25 protein-coding genes and 1 pseudogene are annotated in these 25,074 nt (G+C 71.0%); 7 read left to right on the top strand and 19 right to left on the bottom strand.

Going from position 1 to position 25,074, the window contains the following annotated elements:
• Positions 1-174: 174 nt before the first annotated feature.
• The 11 genes and pseudogenes from SGFS_RS27805 to mshD form a co-directional block, all read right to left on the bottom strand.
• Positions 175-1,245 (bottom strand): M14 family metallopeptidase, encoded by a 1,071-nt coding sequence (locus tag SGFS_RS27805; RefSeq protein ID WP_286254317.1) that lies wholly within the window; start codon positions 1,243-1,245, stop codon positions 175-177.
• 61 nt (positions 1,246-1,306) lie between these two features.
• Positions 1,307-1,663, bottom strand: coding sequence for a hypothetical protein (locus tag SGFS_RS27800; RefSeq protein WP_286254316.1), 357 nt, complete (start codon positions 1,661-1,663; stop codon positions 1,307-1,309).
• A gap of 18 nt (positions 1,664-1,681) precedes the next feature.
• Positions 1,682-3,220 (bottom strand): S8 family serine peptidase, encoded by a 1,539-nt coding sequence (locus SGFS_RS27795; RefSeq protein ID WP_286254315.1) that lies wholly within the window; start codon positions 3,218-3,220, stop codon positions 1,682-1,684.
• Between the two features lie 278 nt (positions 3,221-3,498).
• The gene (locus tag SGFS_RS27790; RefSeq protein WP_286254313.1) at positions 3,499-3,939 is read right to left on the bottom strand and encodes an NUDIX hydrolase; all 441 of its coding nucleotides are present in this window, start codon (positions 3,937-3,939) and stop codon (positions 3,499-3,501) included.
• Positions 3,936-5,111, bottom strand: a complete 1,176-nt coding sequence (locus tag SGFS_RS27785) for a CHAD domain-containing protein (protein ID WP_286254311.1) — start codon at positions 5,109-5,111, stop codon at positions 3,936-3,938. The genes SGFS_RS27790 and SGFS_RS27785 overlap by 4 nt, the downstream gene beginning before the upstream one ends.
• Positions 5,092-7,326 (bottom strand): RNA degradosome polyphosphate kinase, encoded by a 2,235-nt coding sequence (locus SGFS_RS27780; RefSeq protein WP_286260091.1) that lies wholly within the window; start codon positions 7,324-7,326, stop codon positions 5,092-5,094. Before SGFS_RS27780 ends, SGFS_RS27785 begins: the two co-directional genes overlap by 20 nt.
• Positions 7,327-7,725: 399 nt before the next feature.
• A complete protein-coding gene (locus tag SGFS_RS27775) occupies positions 7,726-8,517 on the bottom strand; it encodes an ABC transporter permease (protein WP_286254309.1) in 792 nt (263 codons plus the stop codon).
• Positions 8,514-9,500 carry an ABC transporter permease gene (locus SGFS_RS27770; protein ID WP_286254307.1) on the bottom strand — a complete coding sequence of 329 codons (987 nt, stop codon included), beginning with the start codon at positions 9,498-9,500 and terminating at the stop codon, positions 8,514-8,516. The genes SGFS_RS27775 and SGFS_RS27770 overlap by 4 nt, the downstream gene beginning before the upstream one ends.
• Positions 9,497-10,438: an ABC transporter ATP-binding protein gene (locus SGFS_RS27765; RefSeq protein ID WP_286254304.1), complete on the bottom strand. Its 942-nt coding sequence runs from the start codon at positions 10,436-10,438 to the stop codon at positions 9,497-9,499. Before SGFS_RS27765 ends, SGFS_RS27770 begins: the two co-directional genes overlap by 4 nt.
• A gap of 116 nt (positions 10,439-10,554) precedes the next feature.
• A pseudogene (locus SGFS_RS27760) lies at positions 10,555-10,932 on the bottom strand (GntR family transcriptional regulator); the annotation flags it as partial.
• Between the two features lie 111 nt (positions 10,933-11,043).
• The gene (mshD, locus tag SGFS_RS27755) at positions 11,044-12,012 is read right to left on the bottom strand and encodes a mycothiol synthase (RefSeq protein ID WP_286254303.1); all 969 of its coding nucleotides are present in this window, start codon (positions 12,010-12,012) and stop codon (positions 11,044-11,046) included.
• Between the two features lie 277 nt (positions 12,013-12,289).
• Between mshD and SGFS_RS27750 the strand changes: the two genes are divergently transcribed.
• Complete coding sequence (locus tag SGFS_RS27750) at positions 12,290-14,098, top strand: bifunctional metallophosphatase/5'-nucleotidase (protein WP_286254302.1); 1,809 nt, start codon at positions 12,290-12,292, stop codon at positions 14,096-14,098.
• 279 nt (positions 14,099-14,377) lie between these two features.
• Positions 14,378-14,845, top strand: coding sequence for a hypothetical protein (locus SGFS_RS27745; RefSeq protein WP_286254300.1), 468 nt, complete (start codon positions 14,378-14,380; stop codon positions 14,843-14,845).
• A gap of 11 nt (positions 14,846-14,856) precedes the next feature.
• On the opposite strand, the gene SGFS_RS27740 is transcribed toward SGFS_RS27745, so the two are convergent.
• Positions 14,857-15,165 carry a hypothetical protein gene (locus SGFS_RS27740; RefSeq protein ID WP_434028215.1) on the bottom strand — a complete coding sequence of 103 codons (309 nt, stop codon included), beginning with the start codon at positions 15,163-15,165 and terminating at the stop codon, positions 14,857-14,859.
• Between the two features lie 14 nt (positions 15,166-15,179).
• A complete protein-coding gene (locus SGFS_RS27735) occupies positions 15,180-15,434 on the bottom strand; it encodes a hypothetical protein (protein ID WP_286254297.1) in 255 nt (84 codons plus the stop codon).
• A 134-nt stretch (positions 15,435-15,568) separates the two neighbouring features.
• Here SGFS_RS27735 and SGFS_RS27730 point away from each other — a divergent pair, with 134 nt between their 5' ends.
• Together SGFS_RS27730 and SGFS_RS27725 are read left to right on the top strand one after the other, a co-directional pair.
• Complete coding sequence (locus SGFS_RS27730; RefSeq protein ID WP_286254296.1) at positions 15,569-16,402, top strand: helix-turn-helix domain-containing protein; 834 nt, start codon at positions 15,569-15,571, stop codon at positions 16,400-16,402.
• A complete protein-coding gene (locus SGFS_RS27725; RefSeq protein WP_286254294.1) occupies positions 16,399-16,596 on the top strand; it encodes a DUF397 domain-containing protein in 198 nt (65 codons plus the stop codon). The genes SGFS_RS27730 and SGFS_RS27725 overlap by 4 nt, the downstream gene beginning before the upstream one ends.
• A gap of 17 nt (positions 16,597-16,613) precedes the next feature.
• Here SGFS_RS27725 and SGFS_RS27720 read toward each other — a convergent pair whose 3' ends face one another.
• From SGFS_RS27720 to SGFS_RS27695, 6 genes are all read right to left on the bottom strand, one after another.
• On the bottom strand, positions 16,614-18,068 hold the full coding sequence (locus tag SGFS_RS27720; protein WP_286254292.1) for a HAMP domain-containing sensor histidine kinase: 1,455 nt from the start codon (positions 18,066-18,068) through the stop codon (positions 16,614-16,616).
• Positions 18,065-18,799, bottom strand: a complete 735-nt coding sequence (locus tag SGFS_RS27715) for a response regulator transcription factor (protein ID WP_286254290.1) — start codon at positions 18,797-18,799, stop codon at positions 18,065-18,067. Before SGFS_RS27715 ends, SGFS_RS27720 begins: the two co-directional genes overlap by 4 nt.
• Positions 18,800-18,928: 129 nt before the next feature.
• Positions 18,929-19,144, bottom strand: a complete 216-nt coding sequence (locus SGFS_RS27710; RefSeq protein WP_286254289.1) for a hypothetical protein — start codon at positions 19,142-19,144, stop codon at positions 18,929-18,931.
• 67 nt (positions 19,145-19,211) lie between these two features.
• Positions 19,212-20,315: a S1C family serine protease gene (locus SGFS_RS27705; protein WP_286254288.1), complete on the bottom strand. Its 1,104-nt coding sequence runs from the start codon at positions 20,313-20,315 to the stop codon at positions 19,212-19,214.
• Positions 20,316-20,454: 139 nt separating this feature from the next.
• Positions 20,455-21,477 (bottom strand): LacI family DNA-binding transcriptional regulator, encoded by a 1,023-nt coding sequence (locus SGFS_RS27700; RefSeq protein WP_286254287.1) that lies wholly within the window; start codon positions 21,475-21,477, stop codon positions 20,455-20,457.
• A 95-nt stretch (positions 21,478-21,572) separates the two neighbouring features.
• Positions 21,573-22,352, bottom strand: coding sequence for a response regulator transcription factor (locus tag SGFS_RS27695; protein ID WP_286254286.1), 780 nt, complete (start codon positions 22,350-22,352; stop codon positions 21,573-21,575).
• Between the two features lie 176 nt (positions 22,353-22,528).
• Here SGFS_RS27695 and SGFS_RS27690 point away from each other — a divergent pair, with 176 nt between their 5' ends.
• The 3 genes from SGFS_RS27690 to SGFS_RS27680 are packed head-to-tail and all read left to right on the top strand — an operon-like array spanning position 22,529 to position 24,862.
• Complete coding sequence (locus SGFS_RS27690) at positions 22,529-23,419, top strand: alpha/beta hydrolase family protein (protein ID WP_286254285.1); 891 nt, start codon at positions 22,529-22,531, stop codon at positions 23,417-23,419.
• Positions 23,420-23,466: 47 nt separating this feature from the next.
• Positions 23,467-23,721 carry a MoaD/ThiS family protein gene (locus tag SGFS_RS27685; RefSeq protein WP_286254284.1) on the top strand — a complete coding sequence of 85 codons (255 nt, stop codon included), beginning with the start codon at positions 23,467-23,469 and terminating at the stop codon, positions 23,719-23,721.
• 10 nt (positions 23,722-23,731) lie between these two features.
• Positions 23,732-24,862 (top strand): hypothetical protein, encoded by a 1,131-nt coding sequence (locus SGFS_RS27680; RefSeq protein ID WP_286254282.1) that lies wholly within the window; start codon positions 23,732-23,734, stop codon positions 24,860-24,862.
• The last annotated feature ends 212 nt before the right edge of the window (positions 24,863-25,074 follow it).

The following is a 25,074-nucleotide window of genomic DNA, read 5'->3' as shown; positions in this document are numbered from 1 at the left end:
ACGACCGTCGAGCAGGGCCGGTTCTGTGTGGCCAGGTGCACGTGCGGATGGCGGGGACCGGCGCGCAGAGCGCGCAGCCTGGCGCGGGCGGACGCGGCGGGGCACGCGGAGGGCGCCTGAGCCCCGTACGGCTCGTACGGCTCGTACGGCTCGTACGGCTCCGGCTCGTACGGTTCAGCGGGCGTCGAGGGCGAGGGCCAGGAGGGCCGCCGAGACCTCGCGGATGATGTGTTCGGCCTCCGGGTACGGCGGCTGGAACGTGTTGCCGCACTCGATGGTCCAGCCGAGGGTCTTGGTGGTGGCCGGGCTGGTGAAGTGGCGGCTGTAGGCGTAGTCGTCGCTGGTGCCGGAGGTGGGGTAGAGGCCGTACGCCGCCTCGACCCCGTAGTCGACGCCGCGCACCGCGCGTACCGCGTCGTTCATGCGCTCGGCCAGGTCGACGGCGGTCTTCAGGTCCTCGTGGGGGATGAACTCGCCGGTGTCGTCGTCCTTGCGGCCGCGTACGGCGTCGAGGGCTGGGTTGCGGAAGTTGTCGGCCGGGCTGCTGGACTGGTTCTGGTCGGAGCCCCAGTTGTGCAGGATCACGGGTACGGCGCTGTGCACGTCGACGAGCCGGTGGATGCGCGGGTGGGTGTCGAGCGCCCAGACGACGTTGCGGGTCTCGGGCTCCGAGGCGGCCGACGGGCCCCGGTACGTCTGCCGGTCGCAGGGGTTGTCGGAGGTGTGGACGTCCGCGTCGGGCGCGAACTTGGCGATGTGGTCCCACAGGAAGTCGAAGTTCCGGTTCAGGTCCACGCCCGTGCAGAACGGGCTGCCGTGTCCGGGGCCGGCCGGGGCCGGGCGGCGGTTCTTGCGCCACATCGCGTCCGTCGTCTGGCTGAAGGCGCGGCCGTCGGGGTTCACACACGGGTACAGGAACAGGTTGACGTTCTCGATGACGTGCGTGACCTGGGCGGCCGTGTACGACGTCGATCCGTAGCCGAGGCCGGTGCCCAGGCTGTGGGCCTCCAGCAGGTCCGCGGCGAGTGAGATCAGCGCGTCGGGCGGTACCCACTCGCGGGCGTGGACCCCGCCCAGGACCAGGATGCCGTCCACCTGGTCGGCCGGCCGGGAGCCGATCCGCAGCAGTCGTGCGGTGCGGCCCTCGTGGGTGGGGTGGGGCGGGACGAGGATCTCCGCCGTCGTCGGGTAGGCGGCGTGCAGGTTGGTGATCGCCGATTCGATCTCGGCCACGTTGAGGTACACGGTGGCTCCGTCCGGGCGCGGGTCGCGGGTCGCGGGGAATGGGGGGTTGGGGGGCGTGGGGTCACTCCTTGCGGCCGAGTCCGCGGGGGATGGCGCCCCTGGCCGCGAAGCGGTCGCCCTCGCCGATCTCCCGCTTTCTGGCCTGCCAGTTCTCCGTGATGTTCTCGATCGCGGTGATGTTCACCTGGGGGGCCGACCTGGCCGACCTGGCCGAGTCGAGCTGGTCCTGGCGGAAGTAGAGGTCGAGGCCCAGGCCCGTCGTGGTGGGCCGGGCGACCGGGCGGCAGCCGGTGTCGGGCCGGGTCTCCCCGATGAACCTCCGCAGCGCCTCGGCGTCCTCCGCGACCACGTGGCAGCGGAGGATCGCCGGGGGTTCGGCCGTGTTGTTCACGTCGGCCGTGTCGCTCTGCTCGCTCATGTCTTCGTCACCCGCCCGTCACACCAGGGCGGCGAGCGCGACAGCCTGGGCGGCGTTGACCCGGCCGAAGCCGTAGTCGTCGTTGTGGCCGTCGCTGTCGTAGACGACGCCGGGGCCGCCGATGTGATCGGCCGACTGGTGCATGACCGAGCGGAGTTGATCGCGGGTCAGACCGGGCTTGGCCGCGAGGGCGAGGGCGGCGCAGCCCGCCGCGCAGGGGGCGGCGAAGCTGGTGCCGGTGCTCGCGCCGTAGCCGCCGCCGGAGGTGGTGCTGAAGACGTTGACGCCGGGGGCGATCAGTTCGACCTCGGAGCCGCGGGCCGCGTTGTCCTCGCGGTCCTTGTTGTTGGACCGTACGACCGCGATCACGTCCGGGTGGGAGACCACCTCGTCCTTGAGGATGTCGACGTTCTCGCCGTTGCTCGCCGCCCAGAAGATCGGCAGGCCCTTGCCGCCCCGCCCTTCCGTGGCGGCGAAGCGCAGGGCGAGGTCGAGCGTGTCGGTCAGGTCCCAGTCCGCGCCGTTCGGGCCCAGGCTGCTGACCAGGATGTCCGCGCCCTCCTGCGCGCCGATGCCGTCCTCGGTGGAGGGGACCGCCGCGTACGCCACGGCCCGGGCGAGTGTGGTCTGCGTACCGACCTGGTCGCCGAGGCAGGCCAGCAGCATCAGGTCGCACTCGGGGGCCGCGCCGACGCCGCCCTTGCCGTTGCCGTGCCGGGCGCCGACGAGGCCGGCGCAGAAGGTGCCGTGGTTGCTGTCGGGCATGCCGTCGGTGTTCTGGGTGAAGGTCGTGCCGACCACGCCGTCGCTGTAGAAGCCCGAGCCCGGGTCCAGGCCGGCGGCGAGGTCCTCGTGCCGGACGTCGAAGCCGTTGTCGATGACGGCGACGCGGATGCCGCGGCCGAAGCCCTTGTCCCAGGCGTCCTCGATGTGGACGTCGGCGCCCGCCGTGCCGCCGTCGGAGCCGGTGTTGTTCCACTGCCACTGCCGGGCGTACTTGGGCTCGGCGGGGTGGAAGCGGGTGGGGACGTGCTCGACGAAGGAGGGCTCGGCGAAGACGAACCGGTCGTTGTCGTGCAGTTCCACGGAGGCGGCGAGGGCGTCCGCGGCGGCGGTGGTGCGCACCTCGTAGAGGTTCTTCGCGAAGCCGAGCCTGTTGATGACGCTGAGGCCCGCCGCTGCGAGTTCGCGCTCGGCCTCCTGCTCCGAGAGGGTCGGCTTCAGCTGGACGCTGAGCATGTCGGTGGCGATGCCGATCCTGCCGTTGGGCCGGCGGACGACCTTGCCGGCCGTCTCGGTACCGGAGATGTCGGCGCCGGTGGTGAGCGCCTCCAGGGTGCGCTCGTTCGGCCGTACGAAGACCCAGTTGGCGCGGGTGAAGGCGTCGGCGGTCTCGTCGTCGACGCCCGCCTCACGCATCGTTCCCAGCGCGCTCGTGCCCAAGCGGGCCTCCGCGTCGGCCGCTTCGAGGCCGCCCGCTTCCACCTTCACCGCGACGACGTCGTCGAGTTCTTCCGCCTCGACGAGGTTGCCACGCTGGTAGTACTGACGTGACATCGCACTCGCCTCTTCCCATGGGCGTGGCTGTTCTCACGGGCATGGCCCCGTCCTGGCCGGAGACGTCACGGCGTCAGGGAGCGCTGCCCCGGAGAGAAAACCCCGTTGAGGTATAAATCCTCTTATTCGTCAGTCTGCTCGCATCTCGGGGTGGGGGCAACCGGGCGGGTTCGGGGGATGCGGAGGCGGGGGTTCGGGGCGGGGATGCGATGTGGGGGTTCGAGGCGGGGATTCGAGGCGGGGATTCGAGGCGGGGGATCCTGGCGTACTTCTGACGGTCAGTTCTCCAGGCCGGCCCGGTGGAACGTGTGCAGGAAGGATGTGACCAGGGCGCGGTCGCGTTCGTGGGTGAGGTGTTGGGTGGCGCTCTCGGGGGAGAGCCAACTCAGGCGGGAGACCTCGCGGTTGGGGGTGAAGGCGCCGTCGGTCGCCTCGGCGGACCAGTAGCGGACCTGTTTGGGGCGGCCCTGGGCGTCGATGTAGTGGGTGGTGGGGAGTTCGGGGCCGAGGGAGCAGGTCATGCCCGTCTCTTCGAGGACTTCTCGTACGGCTCCGTGCCGGGGGTCCTCGCCGCGCTTGAGCTTGCCCTTGGGGTGGGACCAGTCCGACCACTTCGGGCGGAAGACCAGGGCGAGTTCGACGCCCTCGCCCGAGGGGGAGCGGCGCCACAGGACGCAGCCCGCCGCGAGTACCAGGGTGGTGTCGGTGTGGTGGGTCACGACGTACTCACCGCCTCCTTCTGCCAGGACTGCTGGAACGCGAAGCGGGCTGCCTCCACTTCGTGGCGCTGGTCGGCGTGCAGGACACCGAGGGCGTAGGCCGTCGCCGGGGCGATGCGCGGGGTGCGGGCCGCCGCCGCTGCCGCCGAGGCCGCCTCGGAGGCGTCACGGTGACGGTTGAGGGCCTCGCCCGCGGCGAGGAGGCGTACGTCCACGGGGACCGCCTCGGGGTGGAGGACCTCCAGGGCGTAGCGGCGCAGCCGGAGCAGGAGCCGGACCTGGTGCCAGGGGGCGTCCTGGGGGTGCGGGGCGGTGTCGGGGGAGAGTCCGTGGATGAGGGCCTCGGCGTTGTAGGGGTGGCCGGCGGTGAGCAGGGGCAGGCCGGTGACCGCGTCGCAGAGGCGTTCGTGGGCGGCGGCGGCCAGGGCGCGGAGGTCCGTCGTGGCGGCGGTGGGAGCGAGCGGGACCTCGCTGGCCAGCACGGCGACGCTGTCCGCGACCGCGTGGAAGCGGGACGAGCCGAGGGCCTGGAGGGCGGCGGAGTGGGCTCGGGTGCGGGCGAGGGTGAGTTGGCGGTCGAGCAGGGCGCCGGCTTTGGCCGCGCCGATGGTCAGGTTTCCGCGGTCCGGGGTCGCTGTGGGACGGGGACCTGGGCCGGCCTTGCCGGGTTCCGCCCCGGCAAGGCGACTGCCCGCAGCGGGTGCGGAGTTGGCACGGGCGCCCGGGCCGGAACCGGCCGCCGCACGGCCGCCCGTGGCGGGCGCGGCGGCGAAACGGCCGCCCATCGTCGCGCCGACCGCCTGGGCCGGGACCGCCGTCGCCCCCGACAGGCGGTTCAGGGCCGTCACCAGGCGGTCCAGGCGGGCCGCGTACGCGTGCTCCCTGCCCAACGTGCCCGACAGCCACGCCAGTTCGGGGCGGATGGACTCCGACCAGTCGGCGTCGAGGAGGGGGCGGTACGTGTGCAGCGTGCCGCTGATGCGGCGGGCCGAGCGGCGCAGGGCGAGCGCCGCGTCGGCCGACTCCTCGGCTCCGCCTGCCGCGCCCCCACCGGTCTCCCGATGGGTGCGCAGCGCGCGGAGGAACTCCGTGGCCTGGGTCCGCAGATACCCGGCGAGGGCGTCCGCGGACACGGTCGCGGTGTTCGTGTGGTCAAGGTGTTGCTGTGCCACGCCGGCGCCTCCGGGCGTCAATGAGCATCTCCTGGACGTTGCGCAGGGGCTGGCCGTCGGCGTCGGTCGAGTGCCGGGTCCACTCGCCGTCCGGGCCCAGGTGCCAGGAGGAGGTCGTGTCGGACATACCGGTCTCCATCAGACGGCTGAGGGCCGCCCGGTGGGCCGGGTCGGTGACCCGTACCAGGGCCTCTATCCGGCGGTCGAGGTTGCGGTGCATCATGTCGGCGCTGCCGAACCACACCTCGGGCTCGCCGCCGTTGCCGAAGGCGAAGATCCGGGAGTGTTCGAGGAAGCGGCCGAGGACGGACCGTACGCGGACGTTCTCCGACATGCCCGTGACGCCGGGGCGTACGGCGCAGATGCCGCGCACCCAGATGTCGACCGGCACCCCGGCCTGCGAGGCCCGGTAGCAGGCGTCGATGAGCGCCTCGTCCACCATCGAGTTGACCTTGATACGGACGTACGCGGGACGTCCGGCACGGTGGTGCTGGACCTCCTTGTTGACGCGCGCGATCAGACCGTCGCGCAGGGACTTGGGGGCGACGAGGAGACGGCGGTACGTCTCGCGGCGCGAGTAGCCCGACAGGCGGTTGAACAGGTCGGAGAGGTCGGCTCCGACCTGCGGGTCCGCCGTCAGCAGGCCCAGGTCCTCGTACAGACGGGCCGTCTTCGGGTGGTAGTTGCCCGTGCCGACGTGGCTGTAGCGGCGGAGCGTGTCACCCTCCTGGCGGACCACCAGGGACAGCTTGCAGTGGGTCTTCAGGCCGACGAGGCCGTAGACGACATGGCAGCCGGCCTCCTCCAGCTTGCGGGCCCACTTGATGTTGGCCTGCTCGTCGAAGCGGGCCTTGATCTCGACGAGGACGAGGACCTGCTTGCCGGACTCGGCCGCGTCGATGAGCGCGTCGACGATCGGGGAGTCGCCGGAGGTGCGGTACAGCGTCTGCTTGATCGCGAGGACGTCCGGGTCGCCCGCCGCCTGCTCCAGGAAGGCCTGCACGGAGGTCGAGAACGAGTCGTACGGGTGGTGGAGCAGGACGTCCCGTTCGCGCAGCGCGGCGAAGATGTCGGGCGGCGACGCCGACTCGACCTCCGCCAGATCGCGGTGGGTGCCCGCGATGAACTTCGGGTACTTCAGCTCGGGCCGGTCGAGACCGGAGATGCCGAAGAGGCCGGTGAGGTCGAGGGGGCCCGGCAGCGGGTACACCTCGGCCTCGGAGATCTTCAGCTCCCGTACCAGCAGGTCGAGGACGTACTGGTCGATGGACTCCTCGACCTCCAGGCGCACCGGCGGCCCGAAGCGGCGCCGCATGAGTTCCTTCTCCAGGGCCTGGAGCAGGTTCTCGGCGTCGTCCTCCTCGACCTCCAGGTCCTCGTTGCGGGTGAGGCGGAAGGTGTGGTGCTCCAGCACCTCCATGCCCGGGAACAGCTCCTCCAGGTGCGCCGCGATCACGTCCTCGATCGGCACGTACCGGTTCGGAGAGGCCTCCAGGAAGCGGGAGAGCAGCGGCGGGACCTTGACGCGGGCGAAGTGGCGGTGGCCGGAGACCGGGTTCCGCACGACCACGGCCAGGTTCAGGGACAGGCCGGAGATGTACGGGAAGGGGTGGGCCGGGTCCACGGCCAGCGGGGTGAGGACCGGGAAGATCTGGTGCTTGAAGAGGGTGAACAGGCGGGCCTGCTCCTTCTCCGTCAGCTCGCTCCAGCGGACCAGGTGCACGCCCTCCTCGGCCAGCGCCGGGGCGATGTCCTCGTGGAAGGTGGCGGCGTGCCGGGCCATGAGCTCGCGCGAGCGGGCCCAGATCATCTCCAGTACCTCGCGGGGCTGGAGCCCGGAGGCGGAGCGGGTGGCCACGCCGGTGGCGATACGGCGCTTCAGACCGGCCACCCGGACCATGAAGAACTCGTCCAGGTTGCTGGCGAAGATCGCCAGGAAGTTGGCCCGCTCGAGGAGCGGGGTGTTCGGGTCCTCGGCCAGCTCCAGGACGCGCTCGTTGAACGCGAGCCAGCTGCGCTCCCGGTCGAGGAAGCGGCCCTGGGGCAGCTCGGCGCCGTCGTACGGGGCCTCCTCGTAGGCGTCGAGGTCGGCGTCGATGTCGGGTTCCAGGTCGGAGACCACCGCGGACACCGTGTGCGGGCGATGCGCGGCTATCGAGCCCACGGAGGGCTGAGCGTGCTGGACCTGGGGCGCCTGGGCGTTGGACTGGCTCATAGGACCATTGTTCCGCGCTGCCAGCATTACAGGCGCGTCGGACAGGGCTGGTGGGAGCGCGGCGACTTTCGAGGTGGCGTTCGCGGTGGCGTTCTGGGCGATGTCCGCGTCGATCCTGGCGACGACATCGGCGGCATGGTCGCCGCTCCCCGCGCTCTTCCCGCTGCGAGGGCCGTTGCGTGGGGGTGGCGAGGGCTCGGGCACGACGGGGTTCATTGCCGAAGCGTCGCAAGGCCGTCTGAATCGCCGGTTACGGCGACCTTACGTGCGGGATATCTGGGGGAGGCTCGCGGGGTTTTCAGGGAGCCACCGGAGGGCCCGGGTACGCCCCGGATACGCCCCGGGTACGCCTTTGGCACGCCCCTCCCCCCGTAGGAGGGGCATGCCGGTCGGGAGGTCTCAGCGGATGCGGCGGCGCAGGGTCCAGAAGGCGGCGGCGGTGGCGAGGGCGGCAACGGTGAGGACGATGCCGGTGACCATGAGGTGCAGCGGCCAATAGCCGGACGCCGAATGCTCCTCGTTCGCCATCGTCCCCGAGGTGTGGCTGGTCAGGTACGCGTGGAACCAGGCCATGAACCCGGCGGCGACGCACAGCGCGGGCAGCGCCCGCCTCAGGGCGAGGCCGGCCAGCGCGCCCACGGCCAGCCCGCACAGGGCGTACGCCACGACCGCGGGGCCCCGGTTCAGGAACGGCTCGGTGACGTGCCAGTCGTCGCCCATCAGGTCGCGGTTCCGTCCCCAGGCCCAGCGGTAGAGCAGGGACAGGGCGGTGGTGCCGACGATCAGCACCACGGCGGGCACCGCGAGCTTGGTGGTGAGCCAGCGGACGGGGGTGACGGACTGGGTCCAGGCCAGCCGGGCCGTGCCCTGCTCCAGCTCGCGGCCGGTCAGTGCGGCCCCCGCCCAGGCGGCCACGCTCCAGGAGGAGTAGGCGATCAGGGTGCCGACCATGTCCATGCCCTGGGAGTAGGCGAACATGGCCTCGAAATCCTTGCACCCCGGCGGCCCGCAGGAGGCCTTCTCCGCGCGCACCGCGGCCTCCGTGCTGAACTGCAGCCAGAGCGTCCACCCGACCATGAGCAGGATGAACGCGGCCCACACCAGCAGGGCGGAGCGGTGCACGCGCAGCACGGTCCAGACCGGACCCCGGAGGCGCGGGCCGCCGCGCGGGGCGGCCGTGGCCGTGGTCATCCGGCGCCTCCCGTCCGGCGGCGCAGCAGCCAGAAGGAGCCCAGGACCAGCGCGGCGGCGAGGGCGAGGACGATGCCCGTCTCCACCAGCTGCATGGGCCAGAAGTGGGAGGAGGGGTGGAACTCGGTGTAGTAGCCGACGACGTCCTTCCTGCCGCAGTCGACCTCCTCGCACGCGAGGTTCCCGTACCGCTCGCCCGAGGCGGTGATGAGGCCGTTTCCGACGAGGTCACCCGTCAACGACAGATCTTTCGGGGTCTTCGAGGTGCTGGTTTCGACCGGCCACATGCGATGCCGGTTCAACCGGAGCGCGGCCATGACGACGCCCGTCCCGAGGGCGCCCAGGCCGAGCGCCGGCAGCGAGCGGCGCAGCAGCAGGCCCGCGAGGACACCGACGGCCAGGCCGAGCAGGGCGTAGGCGGTGGCGAGGGTGCCGTTGGCCGCGAAGGTCGTGGCGGTGAACCAGTCCCGTGTCGCCAGCGCGCTGCGCAGCTCGGTCTCCCGCGCCCACACCAGCCGGTGCAGCAGGGTCAGCAGGACCGTCCCCGAGACGATCACCGCGCCCGGGACGGCGAGCTTGGCGGCCAGCCAGCGGGTCGGGGTGACGGACTGGGTCCAGGCCAGCCGGGCGGTGCCGAGCTCCAGCTCGCGGGCGATCAGCGCACCGCCGGCCCAGGCGCCGACCAGGAGCGGGGCGATGATGAGGACGGCGGTGCCGAGGGAGACGGCCGTGCCGTAGCGGTTGTACGCCGGGCCCGTCTCGCAGTAGTCGATTCTCGCGCAGTCACTCCTCAGATACTCGGCCCAGGCCGCGTCCAGCCCCGGTCCGGCGGCCCACAGGAGCGCGCCGGCGATCAGGACCACCAGCAGCGCCCAGAACCACAGCGCGGCCTGATGCAGACGGAACACGGCCCTGATCAGGCCCCGGGCCGGGCTCACCGGGTGGGCCGGTGCCTCGACACGCGTCGCGGTCAGCGTGCTCATACGGCGGCCTCCCGGGCGTCGGCGTCGGCGTCGGTGTCGGCGTCGGTGTCGGTGTCGGTGTCGGTGTCAGTGTCGACCAGCATCAGCGCAGGCGCCCCCGGCGCCCGCAGATGCGCGAGCACCAGCTCCTCCAGTGTCGGCTCGGCGGTCTGCCAGCCGCCGCCGATCGGGCCCCGCGGCCTTACGAGTGCGGTGACTTGACGACCCGTCGTACGGGACTCGACGACGGTGTGCGAGGTGAGGTCACCGGCGGGGCCGGTCACCAGGGTGTGCGCGGCGAGGAGCTCGTCCAGCGGGCCCGCGAGGCGGACGCGGCCGGCGCCGATCAGGAACAAGTGGTCGCAGGAGCCCTCCAGTTCGGCGACGACATGGGAGGACATCACGACCGTCGTCCCGTGCTCGACGGAGTCCGCGAGGAGGGTGCCCATCAGCTGGTGCCGGGCGAGCGGGTCGAGGTCGGCCATCGGCTCGTCCAGGAGCAGCAGTTCGGGGCGCTTGCCGAGGGCGAGGGCGAGCGCGACCCGGGTGCGCTGGCCGCCGGAGAGGGAGCGGATCTTGGCGTTCGGCGCCAGGTCGCCCTCCGCCACCACGCGCTCGGCGACGGCCGCGTCCCAGCGCCGGGGGTTCAGCTCACGGCCGAGGCGCAGGGTCTCGGCGACGGTCAGCTGTGGATAGAGGGGCTTGTTCTGGGCGACGTAGGCGATGCGCTCGCGGGCCGCCGCCGGGGTCGTGCCGAGCACGCTGATCGTGCCCTCGGTGGGGGCGAGCAGCCCGGCCGCGTGGGCCAGGAGCGTCGACTTGCCCGCGCCGTTGGGCCCGACGACCGCGCAGACGCGCCCTGCGGGCAGTCGCAGCGTGCACTCGCGCAGCGCCCAGCTGTTCCGCCGCCACCCGAATCTCTTGCCGAGCGCGGCCGCCTCGATGGCGATGCCGGTCATGCCTCGTCCCCCTTGATGTCCTGCTTGTGGTCCTGCTTGTGGTCGTCCTGCTCGAAGTTCTGCTTGAACTTCTGCTTGGTGTCCTGCTCGGTGTTCTGCTCGAAGTCCTGCTCGAAGTCCTGCTTGAAGTGCTGGTCCAGCACGGATGTGAAGAGCGCCTCCACGTCGTCCCGCTCCAGCCCGGTCTCCCGGGCCCGCACGGCCCACGCGTCCAGCTCCGTCCGCAGCGGGGAGTCGGCGGGCGTGGTGCCCAGCGACCTCCGTACGAACGTGCCGAGGCCGCGGCGGGCCTCGACCAGGCCCTCGCGCTCCAGCTCGCGGTAGGCCTTCAGCACGGTGTTCGGGTTGATGGCGGTGGCCTCGACGACCTCTCGGGCCGTGGGGAGCTTGTCCCCGGGCTCCAACAGGCCCATCCGCAGGGCCTGTTTGGTCTGTTGGACGATCTGCACATAGGTGGCGACACCGCTGCGCCGGTCGATGCGGTACTCGACCACTCGAACAACCACCCTTTCACTAATTGAGTAGTGAAAGGGTGGTGCAAGAGAGGGGGCGGTGTCAACAACACCGCCCCCTGTCTGTGGGTAACTCCGGCTGTAACCGGTAAGTCAGGTTTCACTGCGGTACATCAGGTCCGTCTCGTACGTGACGAATCCCAGGCGCTCGTACACCGTCACCGCCGCCTTGTTGTCGGCGTCGACGTAGAGCATCGCGGTGGGCAGGCCCTGGGCGGCCAGGTGGCGCAGGCCGATCGTGGTGAGCGCCTTGCCGAGGCCGCCGCCCTGGGCGCCGGGGCGGACGCCCACGACGTAGACCTCGCCGCGCTGTTCGGTGGCGTGCACCTTGGTCCAGTGGAAGCCGATGAGTTCGGCGGTGCCGTTCTCGCCCTCACCGCTGTGCCGCTCGGCGAGGAAGAAGCCGGCCGGGTCGAACCACGGCTCGGCCTTGCGGTCGTCGAGGTCGCGCTGGGTGAGGGAGCCCTGTTCGGGGTGGTGGGCGAAGGCCTCGGCGTTCACCGCGAGCCAGGCCGCGTCGTCCTCGCCGGGGACGAACGTACGAACGGTCACGCCCTCGGGGAGCACCGGCTCCGGCGGGTCGAAGTCGGCGAGCGGGAGCCGCATCTGGCGCAGTTCGCGGAAGAGGGTGAGGCCGAGGACCTGGGCGAGGTGCCGGGCGGCGGAGTGGCCGCCGTGCGCCCACACCCGCAGCCGCTTGCCGGACTCGGCGAGCAGGGCGGCGCCGAGCGCCCGGCCGTGGCCGTGGCCCCGGTGCGAGGGGTGGACGACCAGTTCGGCGGCCGGGGCCTCGACGGGGTCGGTGTCCTCCAGTTGGGCGTATCCGACGAGGTCGGCCCCGGTGAGGTCGTCCCCCACGGTGAGCAGGAGGTGGCGGACGCCTTCTCGGGGGCCGCCGCGGAGTTGGAGGCGGCCCTGCTCGGACACCGCGGGTTGGCCGTCGGTGCGGGCGGCTTCGTCGAGCAGTGTGAGGACGGCGTTCTTCTGGTCCTGGGTGAGTTCCAGTCGCGTTTCGATACTGCGGGCGGCTGCGCCGGGCCGGACGGTGTCGTCGCTGGTCATGGGTACGAGGTTAGCTCTGCGGGAGCGTGCGCCTAAGAGCTCGGACGGGGCCGTGGTCCTGCGGCCGCGGCTTGAATGTGGTTGATCGCACCCCGCGGCGGAGCCGCGGATGGCACAGCCGCGCGCCCCCATAGGTCCCGTTTCGCCATGAGTCCTCCTCGACGGCAATCAGGTCGTAACCACGAACCCCCTGTCGCGCTACGCGCGTTGACCCTACGCTTCGGCCTCGACGGGGCCTGTTCTCACTCTTCTCTTAACTCTCACCTCAGGGGGGCACATGTCAGCCACACCCCACGCGCAGCGCCGCAGACGCCGCAGCCGGATCATCGCCGTCGCCGCCGGCCTCGCGACGGTCGGTGCGCTGGCCGCCGCGACCACGGCCACGGCCGGCGACTCGTCGTACGGCAAGCCGGGCAAGCAGAAGCCGAGCCGCTACCAGGACGTGCAGCTGCTGTCCTTCAACGACCTGCACGGCAACCTGGAGCCCCCGGCCGGTTCGTCCGGCCGCGTGACCGAGGTGCACGAGGACGGCACGACGTCCACGATCACCGCCGGTGGCGTCGAGTACATGGCCACGCATCTGCGCAAGGCGCGTGCGGGCCACCCGTACTCCGTCACGGCGGCCGCCGGTGACATGGTCGGCGCCTCCCCGCTGATCTCCGGCCTCTTCCACGACGAGCCGACCATCGAGGCGCTGAACGAGCTCGACCTGGACGTCACGAGCGTCGGCAACCACGAGTTCGACGAGGGCGCCAAGGAGCTGGGCCGCCTCCAGAAGGGCGGCTGCCACCCGACCGCCGGCTGCTACATCCCCGGCAAGAAGTTCAAGGGCGCGGACTTCCCGTACCTCGCCGCGAACGTCCTCAACAAGAAGACGAACAAGCCGATCCTCAAGCCCTACTGGGTGTGGAAGCAGAACGGCGTCAAGATCGGCTTCATCGGTGTGACGCTGGAGGACACCCCGGGTGTCGTCTCCGCCGAGGGCGTCAAGGGCCTGAAGTTCAAGGACGAGGTCCAGACGATCAACAAGTACGCCAAGGAGCTGGAGCGCCAGGGCGTGAAGTCGGTCGTCGCCCTGATCCACGAGGGCGGCCTGCCCGCCTCCACGAACTACAACTACGACTGCGACTCGCCCGGTGCCGGTGACGGCATATCCGGCCCGATCGTGGACATCGCCAAGAAGATCACCCCGAAGGTCGACGCCCTCGTCACGGGCCACACGCACGCCGCGTACGCCTGCACGATCAACGACCCCTCGGGCAAGCCGCGCATGGTCACCTCGGCCGCGTCCTTCGGCCGCCTCTACACCGACACGACGCTGACGTACGACCGCCGGACGGGTGACATCTCCCGTACGGCCGTGAAGTCCGCGAACCACGTGGTCACCCGTGACGTCGAGAAGGCCGCCGACCTGACGGCCCTGATCGACAGGTGGCGGACGCTGGCCGCGCCGATCGGCAACCGTCCCATCGGCTACATCTCGGCCGACATCTCCAACGCCGGCACCGAGTCCCCGATCGGCGACCTGATCGCCGACGCGCAGCTCGCGTACGGCAAGGAGCTGGACCCCGGGACGGACCTCGCGCTGATGAACCCCGGCGGCGTCCGGGCGCCTCTGACCTACGCGGCCAAGGGCAGCGAGGGTGACGGTGTGGTGACGTACGAGGAGGGCTTCACGGTCCAGCCGTTCGCCAACACGGTGAATCTGCAGGACTTCACGGGCGCCCAGCTGATCTCGGTCCTCAAGGAGCAGGTCACCGGCGTGAACGCGGCCTCCCCGAAGGTCCTCCAGGTCTCGTCCGGCCTCACCTACACGCTGGACCTGACGAAGACCGGCGTGGACCGCGTCGTCGTCGACTCCATCAAGCTGAACGGCGCGGCCATCGACCCGACGGCCACGTACCGCGTCGCGACGAACAGCTTCCTCGCGGGCGGCGGCGACGGCTTCACCACGCTCGGCCAGGGCACCAACGACCTGGTCGGCGCCGACGACCTCACGGCCCTGGAGAAGTACCTGACGGCCAACTCGACGGCGACGAGCCCGATCACGCCTCCGGCGGCGAACCGGATCACGGTCATCAAGTAACCCTTCGGGTTGCGACACCGGTGCCGAGGAAGGGGCCCGGGGCTTCGAGCCCCGGGCCCCTTTTCCTGCTCACACGCCTCGCAACGCGTACCCCGTCCCCCGCACCGTATGCATGGACGCCGACGTGCAGCGACAAGTCTTGCGCGGATCTTCCCGGACCTTCCCTGACCTTCCCTGACCTTCCCGAAAACGGGGCGCGCCCCGCGCTCACCGATGCCACAATCCAGTCCATGACCAGCACGACGACCCACACGATCATCGCCGCACGCCGAAAGGGCGATGCCGCGTAGTCGCCCCGGCGCCCTGCGCCCCGCGCACGACCCGCGCCCCTGTACGCGGTCGCTGCCGCCGCCGGACCGTATCCACGGCCTGTCCAGCCGTACGAGTCTGGCGATCCACCGACTGGAACTGCTCACCCCCGGCCTCCACCTCGGCGCCGTCGACTACGCCCTGCGCCGGTACGAGGAGTTCCTGCGCCCACCGGGCCGCCGCCCCCTCTACCCGCGCATGGCCGACTGCGACTGCCACTGGCACGCCTTCGACGACGTACGCCACGCCCGAGACATCCTCGAAGAGGCGCTGGAACACCTGCCGCCCCGGCCCCGCGCCGAACTGAACCGTCAGGTGCGGCGGCTGGACACGGAGTTCCACGCCCGCACCCTCCCCGACCCGTTCGCGGACCGCCGCACATGGCGCGTGGACCGTTGGTGGCACCGGCGGTTGTGGGAGTGGGGGGAGTGGAGGTGAGGGGGCGCGGCTCAGAGGGTGTCGTCGCCCTCCGCGGCCTCCGCGCCGAGTCGCCGCCCCCTGCTGACCGCGATCCGCAGTACGTTCTCCAGCGCCTCGGTCGCCCGGGTGAGCGCGAACCGTACGGCGTGCTCGCCGGCCGTGGCGTCGACGAGCACGGCCCGGCCGCCGCCCAACACCTCCTCCGCCGAACCCAGTTGTGACACCTCCACGCTGTCGGCGAGCAGGGAGAGAGGGCCGGGGTGCGCGGTGTCCGGGTCGAGATAGCAGGGTTTGCCCTCGGGGGTGGTCCAGGGCAGCAGCCGCAGGCCGGTCGTCACGTCCGTCACGTCCGTCACTTGGGGACCTCCGCCATGATCTCGGTCATGCCGTGGGCGCGGAGTTCCGCCGAGGTGAAGAGGCAGGGCCGCACGATGGCTTTGCTGGATCCGCGGGGCCGTGCGTCGAGATGGTGGAGGACGAGGGTCCGGTAGAAGAGGGGCGCGGGGTCGGGCACGGGAGTGGGCGGCTGGATCGCCGCCGCCGTCGCCCGCCGACGCCTTCGGGCGAGGACCAGTACCTCGCAGAGCCGGGCGATGAATGCGCGCATGCCGGTTCTCCTCTTCGCTACGCAAGGGGTTGACGAGCGGTGATTACCGTTCGTGCCTCGATGGTCACTGGTGCGTCGTACGCTGCGGAAGAGGGCTGGCGTTGTCTTGGCGCCAGACAACGGCGAGGGGTGACATGAGCGAACTCGTTGACGGGGAAGGGCAGTCGGCACGTGCCACGCTCGGGCGGACGCTGCTGTTCCTTCGAGAGAAGGCGGGCAAGACGCTGGCCCAGTTGGCGGCGGACACGTCGTACGACAAGAGCTATCTCAATCGCCTGGAGAAGGGAGAGCGGCTCTCCAAGCGGGCGGTCATGGAGGACCTGGACGTCTACTACGGGTCCGGTGACCTGCTGGTTCGCCTCTGGAGGGATGCGCGCAAGGAGGTCATCAAGGACAAGTACAAGGCGTTCATGGAGCTGGAGGCGACGGCTCGGGTCATGTGGATGTTCCAACTGCGTGTGCCAGGCCTGTTGCAGACCGAGGACTATGCCCGCACGGTGTTGTCAGGGTTGTCTGGAGCCCAGACAACGGCAGGCAACAGTGACGAGGTCGAGGAACAGGTGGCCGCGCGCATGGGACGGCAGGAACTGCTGAACCGCGAACCGGCGCCGAGCATTCGCGCGATCCTGGATGAGGGGGCGCTGCGGCGACGGGTCCCCGACGCCAAGGTGTGGGCGGACCAGTTGTCGCACCTGCTGGAAGCAGCGGAGCAGCCGACGGTCGTACTTCAGGTGCTGCCCTACGCGGCAGGCGTGCATGACCTCATGAGCAGCGACCTCATGCTGTTGTGGCAGCGAGTTGGCGACCCCGTTGCCTACGTGGAAGGCAACGGCTTCGGCGAGCTGACCGAAGATCCGGACAGGGTTCTGTCGTTCCGCTTGTCCTACGATCTCGTCCGGGACGCGGCTCTGACCCCGGTGGAGTCGACGGCGTTCATCAAGCGCCTGCTGGAGGAGTGCAGATCATGAAGCGAACCCCCGACCTGACCGCCGCAGTCTGGCGCAAGTCGTCCTACAGCGACGGCGGAGCCTCGAACTGCGTCGAGGTCGCCGACGGCTACATAGGCACCGTCCCGGTCCGGGACAGCAAGGTCCCGGACGGCCCGGTGGTCGTGTTCGGCTCGGCCTCGTGGGGGTCGTTCCTGGCGGGGATCAAGAGCTAAGGCATCAAACCTTCGGCTCACGCCGTCTCCGGCCCCTCCGGCGGAGCCGTAGCCGCCCCCGGCAGTCGTACCGTCGCCAGCGTGCCGCCTCCGTCCGCCCGGGACAGCGCCACCTCGCCGCCCGCCTGCTCGACCGTGCGGGCCACGATCGACAGGCCCAGGCCCGAGCCGGGCAACGCGCGCGCTGACGGTGAGCGCCAGAAGCGGTCGAAGACGTGAGGGAGTTCGTCGGCGGGGATGCCGGGGCCGTGGTCGCGGACCGTGAGGACGCCGGCGTCCAGCGCCACCTCGATCGATCCTCCCTCGGGGCTGAACTTCACCGCATTGTCGAGGATGTTGACGATCGCCCGCTCCAGGGTCGACGGCTCCGCCCGGACGTACCACGGTTGCAGGGCCGCCGTGATCGTCAGTTCCGGGCCGCGCAGGCGGGCTCTGCGCAGGGCCGACTCCACCGTGTCCTGGAAGTCGACCACCTGGAGCAGCCGGGCGCCCTGCTGGTCGGAGTCCGATCGGGACAGTTCCTGCAAGTCGCCTATCAGGGAGGCCAGTTCGGTCATCTGGGCCTTCACCGAGGCGAGCAGGGCCTTGCGGTCGTCCGCCGGGATCGGGCGGCCCGTCTCCTCGCTTCGGGTGAGGAGTTCGATGTTCGTACGGAGCGAAGTCAGCGGCGTGCGTAGTTCGTGGCCCGCGTCCGCGATCAGCTGCTGTTGCAGTTCTCTGGAGTTCGCCAGCGCGCTCGTCATCGAGTTGAAGGAGCGTGACAGGCGGGCCACCTCGTCCTCCGCCTCCTCCTCCACGGGGATACGGATGCTCAGGTCCTCCGTGCGCGCGACGTGCTCGACCGCCTCCGTGAGCTTGTCGACCGGGCGGAGCCCGGCCCGTGCCACGGCCAGTCCCGCGGCTCCGGCGCCGACCACTCCGATCCCCGAGACGAGGAGGAGGATCAGGGCCAGGTCGTTGAGGGTGGACTGGGTGCCTTTCAAGGGGACCGCGGAGATGAGGGCGACATTGGTCGTCTCCCCCGTGTTCCGGTCGATGAAGGTCTCCGGCACGGTCAGGATCCGTACGTCGTTGCCGTCCGCGTCGGTGCCGTTGCGGCGCAGGCCGGTGAGGCGGTCCGTGCTGCTGACGACCTCCTTGTCGGACTCGGTGACCTTGACCACGCCGGCGGAGAAGGGCATGACACAGGCCGTACCGTCCTCGAGGACCACCTGGAAGTAGTTCCGGGGGCCCCAGCCGACGTTCTCCCGCGGGGTCTGGTCGCAGTCGTTGAGCGCGACAGCGGCCTGGTCCCTGCCCATGCGCATCGACTTGTCGAGCTCGTCGTTCAACTGCCCGTACAGCTTCCCCTGCACGATGAACCAACACGTCACCGACACCGCCGCCACCGCGAACGCCACGGCGGCCGCCACCAGCAGTGCGAGCCGGGACCGGATCGGCAGCGATCGGTAGCGGCGTACGACCTTCTTCACTCCGCGCCGCCTTGTCGCAGTACGTACCCCACGCCCCGCACGGTGTGCACGATGCGCGGCTCGCCGCCCGCCTCCGTCTTGCGACGGAGGTACATCACGTACACGTCCAGGGAGTTCGAGCTGGGCTCGAAGTCGAAGCCCCAGACCGCCTTCAGGATCTGCTCGCGGGTGAGGACCTGGCGCGGGTGCGCCATGAACATCTCCAGGAGCGTGAACTCCGTACGGGTCAGCTCCACGGCACGCTCGCCCCGGGTCACCTCACGCGTCGCCAGATCCATCCGCAGGTCCGCGAACGTCAGCGCCTCGTCCTGCTGGGCCGCGTCCGTCACCGCCGCCGCGTACGAGCTGCGGCGCAGCAGCGCGCGGACGCGGGCGAACAGCTCGTCCAGTTCGAAGGGCTTGACCAGGTAGTCGTCCGCCCCGGCGTCCAGGCCGGTGACGCGGTCGCCGACCGTGTCGCGGGCCGTGAGCATCAGAATGGGCGTCAGATCGCCCGCGCCCCGGATGCGGCGGGCGGCCGTCAGGCCGTCCATGCGCGGCATCTGGATGTCGAGGACCACCAGGTCCGGCCGGTACGCGGTCGCCTTCTCCAGGGCGTCCGCGCCGTCGACCGCGACCTCGGTGTCGTAGCCCTCGAACGCGAGGCTGCGCTTCAAGGCGTCGCGCACCGCCGGCTCGTCGTCGACGATGAGGATGCGCTGGGGTTCACGGTCGCCTTCGGCGGGGCTCATGATGTCGGTGTTCCTCGAGTGCGGTGGGACGTGGAGTGGGGTCTGGCCTGGTCCGGTCTGGTCGTTCTGGCCTTCAGCCTCGCACGTTCCCGGGGCGTGGGATGAGGATGGCTGTGGATAACCCAGCAATCATCCGATAACCGTACGACGGTGCATGCGCGCCACCGTCTTCCGGCGGGCCGTGGCCCGGACCACCGAGACCTCCGGGGCCCGCAGGCCCGTCACCGGCGCGTGCAGCTCTCCCGCCACCGCGAGGGCGAGCCCCAGCCCGGCCGGGTCACCGGCGGTCAGGACGTCGTGCGAAACCTGCGTGATCCGCGGGACCAGCGCGATCTGCGTGTTCATGTCGAACTCCTTGGACTCAACGGGACTGGACTGGAGAGGAGCTGTCTGCCGGTGTGGGCGCCGGACCTCAGTCCGAGCCGCCCGCCCGCAGGGTGCTCAGGTCGGACTTGACGGTGTTGATCGGGATGGCGAAGCCGAGGCCGACGCTGCCCGCGCTCGACGAGGAGGAGGCGTCCGAGGCCGAGTACATCGCCGAGTTGATCCCGATGATGTTGCCGTTCATGTCGATGAGGGCGCCGCCGGAGTTGCCCGGATTCAAGGACGCGTCCGTCTGGAGCGCCTTGTACGTCGTCGTGGACGAACCGGTGTCGCCGTTGAACTGCCGGCCGCCGAACTCGAACGGCCACTGCCCGTTGCCGCCGCCCTGCTGTTGCTGCTGCTGGCCCTGGCTCTCGTCCGTCGAGACCGTCACATCACGGTCGAGGGCGGAGACGATGCCGCTGGTGACGGTGCCGGTCAGGCCCTCGGGGGAGCCGATCGCCACGACCTCGTCGCCGACCTGGACGTTGTCGGAGTCGCCCAGGCTCGCGGCCGTCAGACCGGAGGCGTTCTTCAGCTTGATGAGCGCGAGGTCCTTCTTGCTGTCGGTGCCGACGACCTCGGCGGTGTACGTCTTGCCGTTCTTCGTCGTCACCTTGATCTCGGAGGCGCCGGAGATGACGTGGTTGTTGGTGATGATCTCGCCGTCACTGGTGATGATCACACCGGAACCGGTCGACTCACCCGCGTTCGAGCTGGCGCTGATCTCCACGATGGCCGGGCTGACCGCCTTCGCGACCCCGGCGACCGTGCCCTTGTCGGCGGTCGGCACCACGGTCGTGCTGGTGGAGCTGGAGGCCGTGGTGTCCGGGCCGGTCAGCTCCTGGATGCCGTACGCCGTGCCGCCACCGATGGCCGCCGCCACGATCGCCACGGCGGCGAGCAGGGCCAGCGGACCCCGGGCGCGCTTCTTCGGAGCGTGGGCGGGAGCGGCGGCCGGCGCGGACGACACCGGCTCACTGAGGAGAGCGGTGGCCGCCGGAGCCGCCGGGGCCGGAGCCGGCTCGTACGCCGGCGGGGCCGGCCATTCCGGGTTCACCGGGCCTACCGGGTTCACCGGGGAAGAGGCGTGCTGCTGGTCACCCTGGTAGGGGTTGTCGTACTCGCCGCTGCGGCGGAAGCTCTCGGTCATGAGTCAGAGCTTGGCGGGCGACCATGAGAGGTCCCTGAGTGCTCCCTGAGAAGCCCGGCAGAACCTCGTATGCCCCATATAAGGGCGCCCGGGCAATGCCCCGCCCCGCGCGCCGAAGACGCCCCGAGCCTTTAGGGCGCTACTCGCACCCGCAAGACCGCCGAGTGACCAACCGCGACGGAAACAGCTTCACTCGTTCTCTCCGCGACCCCGCCACCCGAATCCCGTCGTCCAGCACCAGATCCACCGCGGCCCGGGCCATGCCCGTACGGTCGGTCGCGATCGTCGTCAGTGGCGGGTCCGTGAGCGCCGCCTCCTTGACGTCGTCGAACCCGGCCACCGCCAGCTCCCCCGGCACATCGAGCCGCAGCTCACGCGCGGCTCGGAGGACGCCGATGGCCTGGTCGTCCGTGGAGCAGAAGATCGCCGGCGGCCGGTCCGGCCCGGAGAGCAGCTCCAGGGCCACCTTGTACGCGTCGTAGCGGTTGTACGGAGCCTGGAAGAGGCGCCCCTCCGTGGGGATCCCGGCCTCGTCCATCGCGCGCCGCCAGCCCTCGACGTGGTCGGAGACGGGGTCGCCGACCAGCGGGGTCCCGGCCATGCCGCCCATACAGGCCACGTACGCGTTGCCGTGCGCCAGCAGATGCTGGACGGCGAGCCGGGCGCCCCCTATGTCGTCGGTCACGACGGCCACGTCGTCGATCGCCTCGGGCCGCTCGTGCAGCAGCACCACCCGGGCGTCCCACGCGTCTATCTCGGCGGCGGCGTTGTCGTTGAGCGCGTGGCTGACGAGGATCAGCCCGGAGACCCGCATACCGAGGAACGCCCGCAGATAGTGGACCTCGCGCTCGGCGACGTAGTCCGTGTTGCCGACGAGCACCATCTTTCCGCGCTCGGCGGCAGCCTGTTCGACGGCGTGGGTCATCTCGCCGAAGAAGGGCTGGCGGGCGTCCGGCACGATCATGCCTATGAGATCGGTGCGGCGGGACGCCATGGCCTGGGCGACCCGGTCGGGCCGGTACCCCAGCTCCTTGATCGCGGCGAGGACACGCTCGCGCGTGGCCGGTGCGACCGGCCGGGGTCCGTTGTTGATGACATAGCTGACGACGGCGGTGGAAGTTCCCGCCAGTCGCGCCACATCATCCCGAGTCACCTTGGCCACGCGCGGAGTCTACGCGGATGGAACGCCGCTGGGCAGGGCGTACAGGAGCACATCTGTGCGACGGCTGTGCGCGCCCCGACCATTGGTGGCACCTGTCAGGCCTCGGCCGCGATCTCCGCGACGGCCGCCGACGCCGTCTCGTCCGCATCCTCCGGCTTTGCGGGGGCGGCTTTGCCCTTCGCGTCGTCGCCCGCGCGGTCCGCCTTCTCCGGCGTAACGAATCGATAACCGACGTTCCGGACGGTCCCGATCAGCGACTCGTGCTCCGGACCGAGCTTGGCGCGCAGCCGTCGTACGTGGACGTCGACCGTGCGCGTACCGCCGAAGTAGTCGTACCCCCAGACCTCCTGCAGCAGCTGGGCGCGGGTGAAGACGCGGCCCGGGTGCTGGGCGAGGTACTTGAGGAGCTCGAACTCCTTGAAGGTGAGGTCGAGGACCCGGCCCTTGAGCTTGGCCGAGTAGGTCGCCTCGTCGACCGACAGATCGCCGTTGCGGATCTCCATGGGGGAGTCGTCGTTGACGATCTGCTGCCGGCCCATGGCGAGCCGGAGCCGCGCCTCGACCTCCGCCGGGCCGGCGGTGTCGAGGAGCACGTCGTCGATGCCCCAGTCGGCGGTGACGGCCGCGAGACCGCCCTCGGTGACGACGAGGATGAGCGGACAGCCGGGCCCGGTCGAGCGGAGCAACTGGCACAGGCTGCGGACCTGTGGAAGATCACGCCGACCGTCGATCAGGATGACGTCGGCGCCCGGGGTGTCGACGAGGGCGGGGCCCTCCGCCGGAGCCACTCGCACGTTGTGCAGGAGCAGGCCGAGGGCGGGGAGCACCTCCGTCGACGGCTGGAGGGCATTGGTCAGCAGCAGCAGAGAACTCATACGTCTGGTTCCTCCTCGGTCCCTGCGAGGACGTTTGCGGTACTGCTCTGCGATCCCGAAGGCCCCGTATACCGGCGGTCACCTGCTGTTTCCCGCTTCGTATACAACGCGTCCGAAAGCACAAAAGGACCCGGGGGCTACGTTGCCCGAGTCCTCTGTCCAGCAGAATAGCCCACATGAGCGCTGGTCCGGCAGGTCATGTGACGCGATCGACCGACATCCCGAACCCTGAGACGGGGGGTCGAGCCGCCCCGGAGGGCCTTCTGCGCAGGTTTCTGCGCACTGAAGACGGGGTGACGATCGATGCCGTATACGACCGGGGGGCCGTCGTATACAACGACTCGGACGACACCGGAATGCCGCCCGCAGGACACCCGGCGTTCGTCGTCGCCCACGGATTCACGGGCCACGCGGACCGTCCGTACGTACGAAGGGTGGCGGGCGTTCTGCGCCGGTACGGGGCTGTCGTGACCTTCTCCTTCCGGGGCCACGGACGGTCGGGCGGCCTCTCGACGGTCGGCGACCGTGAGGTGCTGGACCTCGCGGCGGCGGTCCGGTGGGCGCGGGAACTCGGGCACGAGCGGGTGTCCACGGTCGGCTTCTCCATGGGCGGCTCGGTCGTGCTGCGGCACGCGGCGGAAGCGGGCGCGGGCGTGGACGCGGTGGTCTCGGTGAGCGCGCCGGCCCGCTGGTACTACCGGGGCACGGCCCCCATGCGCCGCGTCCACTGGCTGATCACCCGCCGCGAGGGCCGTCTGGTCGGCCGTTACGGCCTGCGTACCCGCATCGACCACCGAGAGTGGGACCCGGTTCCGCTGTCCCCCGTGGAGTCCGTCCCGCTGATCGCCCCCACCCCGCTGCTGATCGTGCACGGCGACAGGGACGGCTACTTCCCGGTCGACCATCCGCTGATGCTGGCGGAGGCCACGGGCGGGCACGGGGAGCTGTGGCTGGAGCGGGGGATGGGGCACGCGGAGAACGCGTCGAGCGAGGAATTGCTGCACCGGATCGGGGGGTGGCTGGTGAGCGGCGGCCGCGGTTTCCCCACGACGCCGACTCCCCCGTAGCCTGAGCACGTCACGACCGACTGAGAAGACGACCAGAGGAACGCGAGATGGCAGAGGGAACCCTCCGCTACTGGGCCGCGGCCAAGGCCGCCGCCGGCGTCGCCGAGGAGCCCTACGACGCGGCCACCCTCGCGGACGCGCTGAACGCGGCCCGGGAGCGACACCCCGGCGAACTCACCCGCGTGCTGCTGCGTTGCTCGTTCCTCGTCGACGGTGACCCGGTGGGCACCCGTGAACATGAGACGGTACGTCTGGCCGAGGGCGGCACGGTCGAGGTGCTCCCGCCGTTCGCAGGAGGGTGACCCCCAGATCATGAGCAACCAGCCGTACGGGTACGAGGGCCACCACGGGCAGCAGCAGGGCTACGACCCCTATCAGCAGCCCCAGCAGCCGCAGCAGTACCCGGCCCAGCCTCAGTGGCAGGGGTACGACGAGTCGCAGGCCCATGCCCAGCAGTGGGAGACCCAGCAGTGGCAGGGCCAGACCTGGGAGACCCAGCAGTGGCAGGGCCAGACCTGGGAGACCCAGGTGCAGCCGCAGGCGCCGGTCGCGCCGGAGACGGCGTACCTCCCGCAGCAGACGGACCACCGTCCCCATGAGCCTCAGGTGCAGCCGGAGCCGCTCGCCGAGCCCCGGCCCGGGGCCGAACCCGGTTACGGGCCGCCCACCCTCACCGGCAACGCCCGGGTCACCGACGCCCAGCGCGCCCGCGCCGAGGGCCGTTCGCCGATCATCGAGCCCGGGATGCAGCCCGCGCTGATCACGGCGGTGCTGGGGCTGCTGCTCGCGGGCGCGGCGGCGGTCGGGGAGTTCGCGCTCGCCGTGCCGCTGGTGATCCTTCAGGCGGTGACGGCCGCGGGCTGGTTCCGGCTGAACGGCATGTGGCCGGCCCGGCAGGGCATCGTGCTGGCCTTCGCGGGGGCGCTGGCGGCGGACGCGGCCCTGTTCGCGGCGGGCCGGGAGCACGCGCCCGCGGCGATCCTCGGGACGCTGGGTGTGTGGGTGCTGCTCGCCATCGTGCTCGGGCTGCGGAGCCACGCGGACCCGGACGAGCGGATGTACGGCCTGATGGCGACCGTGGCGTCGGCGGCGCTGTCGATCATCGCGACCGGGTATCTGGCGGCGGTGGCGGACGCGGTGGTCGTGGGCGGGGTCGCGGTGGCCGTGGCGATCGTGGCGCGGGCGCTGCCGTTGCCCACGGCGGCGTCGGTGGTCGTGGCGCTGCTGGCGGCGGCCGGGGCGGGGGTCGCGGTCGGCGAGGTGACGGATCTCGGGTCGTCGGGTGCGCTTCTCGGCCTCGCGGCCGCGTTGTGCGCCCTGATCGGGCACCGGGTGGCCGCCTACGACTACCCGTCCCGCTTCGTCCACTTCACCGCGGGCGTGGCCCTGCCTCTCACGGCGGCGGCCCCGGCGGTGTATCTGCTGGGCAGGGCGCTGGGCTGACGGGGCGGCTGCGGGCCGGGGCGAGCAACTCGATCGAACCCGCACCCGCCGGAGTACCCCACCCACCCGAGCTCTCAGGCGTCACGGGTGGACCTGTCACAGCTGATCAACAAGCCCCCCGAACCCGCCCCGCCCGCCGCCGGCCGGGCTACGCTCACGCAGGGCGGCCGCTTCGGTCGTTCGGAACGCCTTGGACGACCGACGTGGGGACG

The organism is Streptomyces graminofaciens (genome assembly GCF_030294945.1).
In the GTDB taxonomy this organism is placed as follows: domain Bacteria; phylum Actinomycetota; class Actinomycetes; order Streptomycetales; family Streptomycetaceae; genus Streptomyces; species Streptomyces graminofaciens.
The sequence above is the reverse complement of the archived record's forward strand: the minus strand, read 5'-3'. Positions and strand labels throughout refer to the sequence as shown.

Coding starts and splice junctions, on each gene's coding strand:
- SGFS_RS27730 (WP_286254296.1), top strand. CDS start 15,569: ATGAGCGAACTCGTTGACGGGGAAGGGCAGTCGGCACGTGCCACGCTC.
- SGFS_RS27680 (WP_286254282.1), top strand. CDS start 23,732: ATGAGCAACCAGCCGTACGGGTACGAGGGCCACCACGGGCAGCAGCAG.
- SGFS_RS27690 (WP_286254285.1), top strand. CDS start 22,529: ATGAGCGCTGGTCCGGCAGGTCATGTGACGCGATCGACCGACATCCCG.
- SGFS_RS27765 (WP_286254304.1), bottom strand. CDS start 10,438: ATGACCGGCATCGCCATCGAGGCGGCCGCGCTCGGCAAGAGATTCGGG.
- SGFS_RS27745 (WP_286254300.1), top strand. CDS start 14,378: ATGCCGCGTAGTCGCCCCGGCGCCCTGCGCCCCGCGCACGACCCGCGC.
- SGFS_RS27775 (WP_286254309.1), bottom strand. CDS start 8,517: ATGACCACGGCCACGGCCGCCCCGCGCGGCGGCCCGCGCCTCCGGGGT.
- SGFS_RS27725 (WP_286254294.1), top strand. CDS start 16,399: ATGAAGCGAACCCCCGACCTGACCGCCGCAGTCTGGCGCAAGTCGTCC.
- SGFS_RS27735 (WP_286254297.1), bottom strand. CDS start 15,434: ATGCGCGCATTCATCGCCCGGCTCTGCGAGGTACTGGTCCTCGCCCGA.
- SGFS_RS27685 (WP_286254284.1), top strand. CDS start 23,467: ATGGCAGAGGGAACCCTCCGCTACTGGGCCGCGGCCAAGGCCGCCGCC.
- SGFS_RS27715 (WP_286254290.1), bottom strand. CDS start 18,799: ATGAGCCCCGCCGAAGGCGACCGTGAACCCCAGCGCATCCTCATCGTC.
- SGFS_RS27795 (WP_286254315.1), bottom strand. CDS start 3,220: ATGTCACGTCAGTACTACCAGCGTGGCAACCTCGTCGAGGCGGAAGAA.
- SGFS_RS27750 (WP_286254302.1), top strand. CDS start 12,290: ATGTCAGCCACACCCCACGCGCAGCGCCGCAGACGCCGCAGCCGGATC.
- SGFS_RS27710 (WP_286254289.1), bottom strand. CDS start 19,144: ATGAACACGCAGATCGCGCTGGTCCCGCGGATCACGCAGGTTTCGCAC.
- SGFS_RS27705 (WP_286254288.1), bottom strand. CDS start 20,315: ATGACCGAGAGCTTCCGCCGCAGCGGCGAGTACGACAACCCCTACCAG.
- SGFS_RS27800 (WP_286254316.1), bottom strand. CDS start 1,663: ATGAGCGAGCAGAGCGACACGGCCGACGTGAACAACACGGCCGAACCC.
- SGFS_RS27780 (WP_286260091.1), bottom strand. CDS start 7,326: ATGAGCCAGTCCAACGCCCAGGCGCCCCAGGTCCAGCACGCTCAGCCC.
- SGFS_RS27695 (WP_286254286.1), bottom strand. CDS start 22,352: ATGAGTTCTCTGCTGCTGCTGACCAATGCCCTCCAGCCGTCGACGGAG.
- mshD (WP_286254303.1), bottom strand. CDS start 12,012: ATGACCAGCGACGACACCGTCCGGCCCGGCGCAGCCGCCCGCAGTATC.
- SGFS_RS27770 (WP_286254307.1), bottom strand. CDS start 9,500: ATGAGCACGCTGACCGCGACGCGTGTCGAGGCACCGGCCCACCCGGTG.